3 protein-coding genes are annotated in these 2,699 nt (G+C 75.6%); 2 read left to right on the top strand and 1 reads right to left on the bottom strand.

Annotation, left to right across the window (positions count from 1 at the left end):
* A partial coding sequence (locus E4P40_RS27220) for a UvrD-helicase domain-containing protein (RefSeq protein ID WP_167762391.1) occupies positions 1-1,302 on the bottom strand: 1,302 nt, incomplete at its 3' end.
* A gap of 172 nt (positions 1,303-1,474) precedes the next feature.
* On the opposite strand from E4P40_RS27220, the gene E4P40_RS27215 reads away from it, so the two are divergent.
* Complete coding sequence (locus tag E4P40_RS27215) at positions 1,475-1,984, top strand: SigE family RNA polymerase sigma factor (RefSeq protein WP_135161410.1); 510 nt, start codon at positions 1,475-1,477, stop codon at positions 1,982-1,984.
* Position 1,985: 1 nt separating this feature from the next.
* Positions 1,986-2,699, top strand: a 714-nt coding sequence (locus tag E4P40_RS27210) for a hypothetical protein (RefSeq protein WP_135161409.1), incomplete at its 3' end; no start/stop codon positions are given.

Raw genomic sequence — 2,699 nt, 5'->3', positions numbered from 1 at the left:
TTGCGCCGCCAGCGGCAGGTCGTCGGCCGAGACGGCGACCGGCACCCCGGCCGAGGCCAGCGCGCGCCGCAGCGGGCCGAGCGCGCCCGCGGTGCGCACCACGACGGCCATCTCCGACCACGGCAGGCCCTCGAGCAGGTGCGCCCGGCGCAGCACGTCGGCGAGGTAGGCCGCCTCGACCGCCGCGGAGCCGAACACGTGCACCTCGGCGGCGCCCGGCTCGGTGTCCTCGACCGGCGACAGGCGGCGGTGCTCCCACGGCCCCGGGAGCCCGTCGGCGACCTTGCGGCTGATCCGGAGCAGCTCCGCGCCCGACCGCCGGCAGACCCCCAGCGACACCCGGCGCGCCCGCCGCCCGTCGGTGTGCAGGAAACGCTCGGGGAACTCGACGATCCCGCGCGGCTCTGCGCCGCGGAATGCGTAGATGGCCTGGTCCGGGTCACCGACGGCCACCAGGTTGCCGCCCCGGCCGGCCAGCAGCTCGAGCAGCTCGACCTGGGCGGGGTCGGTGTCCTGGTACTCGTCGACGAACAGCCACCGGGCGCGCTCGCGTTCCTGGCGCAGCAGCTCTGGGTCGCCGTCCAGCTCGGCGATCGCCGCGCGGACGAGTTCGGCGGGGTCATAGCCCGAGGCGTCGCCGCGCCCGGCGGTCGAGAACGCCGTGACGCCCTCGTACTGCTCCTGGAACGCGGCCGCGTGCACCCAGTGCTCGCGGCCGGACTCCCGGCCCCAGGCGGCGAGCTGTGCGGCGCCGACCCCACGCTCGGTGGCGCGCATGAGCAGCTCGCGCAGCTCGGTGCGGAAGCCGGCGGTGGTGAGCGCCGGGGCCAGGCCGGCCGGCCAGCGGACGGCACCCTCCTCCTCTGCGTCGCCGCGCAGCAGTTCGGCCACGACGGCGTCCTGCTCCGCCGTGGTGAGCAGACGCGGCGGCGCGTCACCGCGCAGGAGTGCCGCGCGACGCAGCACGCCGTAGGCGTAGGAGTGGAAGGTGCGGGCCAGCGGCTCGCGGATGGTCCTCGCCACCCGCCCGGTGATCCGGCTGCGCAGCTCGGCGGCGGCCTTGCGGCTGAAGGTCAGGACGAGGACCTGCTCGGGGTCGACGCCGGCGTCGATCCGGGCAGCGACCGCCTCGACGATCGTCGTCGTCTTCCCGGTTCCCGGGCCCGCCAGGACCAGCAGCGGGCCGCCGGGATGGTCGACCACCGCCTGCTGGGTGGGGTCGAGCCGGGACGGGGTCGTGGGGACGGAGCCCGACGGCACGAGCCGGTAGACCGGCCCCGCGTCCGTCCCCCGGTGTGCCACCCCTCGATGGAAGCACGGCGTGCCGACACTTCTCCGCACCCTGGGACGGGTGTGGCGGGGGTGGTCGACCGCGGGTCGGAACCGCACACAGGGTCACGATCGGGTAACGCTGTCACCCGTCGACGCCCGGTACGGACGTGTTCAGTGTGTCGACCGATCGAAAGGGGGCAGGGTGCGCGATGACGACGAGGGGTCCTTCGAGGCCTTCGTCGCCGACCGGTCGGCGGCCCTGCTGCGGACGGCGGTCCTGCTCACGCACGACCGCGGGCACGCCGAGGACCTCGTGCAGGCGGCGCTGATCAAGGCCTACCGGCACTGGCGGCGGGTGCGGGCGAACGGCGACCCCTACGCCTACGTCCGGCGGGTGCTGGTCACCACGGCCGCGGGCTGGCGTCGCCGGCGCGTCGTCCAGGAGATCGTGGACCTGCCCGCGATCGACCGGCCGGACGACCACGTCGCCTCCGACCTGGGCCACCGGGACGAGCTGACCCGCGCCCTCGCCACGCTCCCACCACGGATGCGGGCGGCCCTCGTGCTGCGGTACTGGGAGGACCTCTCGGAGGCCGACACCGCCGCGACGCTGGGCTGCTCGGTCAACACGGTGAAGACCCAGACATCCCGGGGGCTCGCCCGCCTGCGGCTCGTCGTCGAGGACCCCGCCTACGCGAACGGAGGACGGTGAGATGGACGTCGAGCAGCTGCTCCGCAGCAACTTCGTCGATCGGGCCGACGCCGTCGCCGACCCCGACCCGGACCTGCACGAGAACGTCGCGGCCGGCTACCGCCGGGAGCGCCGGCTCCGCGCCGGCACGGCGGCCGGCGTCCTCGCGGTGGCCCTGTTCGTGGCGGGTGTCTCCTGGCTGAACGGTCAGCTGGCCGGTGGCGGGGAGGCGGCCCACCCCGGCGCCGATGCACCGAGGGCGCAGCCGTCGGGCCTCTACGACATCCCGATCCGCGGCTCCCTGGCCGGGGAGACGGAGCTGATCGACAGCATCACGCGGCTCAGCTGGGACGACGGCGTGCCGCGCCACCCCGCGCAGAGCGTCGAGCCGCCGGTCCCGACGCGGCGGGTCCTCTTCGTGGGCGAGGTCCCCGGCGGCCAGGTGTGGGCCCTCGTGGAGGGGAAGATCCGCGGCCGGACCGTGTTCGCCTGGTTCGCCGGAGCCGGTGGGGGGCCGGTGTCGCTGGCCTGGGGCCCGGACTACGCCTTCCCGGACACCCCGTTGGCGCTGACGGATGCGGCCGGCGCGAGTGGACCGCTGGTGGTGGTGGCCAAGCCCGGCGACCAGGTGCAGGTGTCGGTGCTCGACGCCGACGGGACGCCGTCGGGCGGGTACCGGCCCCTGGAGACCGTCGACGGCATCGCCGTCGGCACGGTCGAGTCGCCGGCGTGGCCC

It is taken from the genome of Blastococcus sp. CT_GayMR20 (assembly GCF_004570345.1).
Note: the sequence above shows the minus strand (reverse complement) of the source record. Positions and strands in the feature narration are given on the sequence as shown.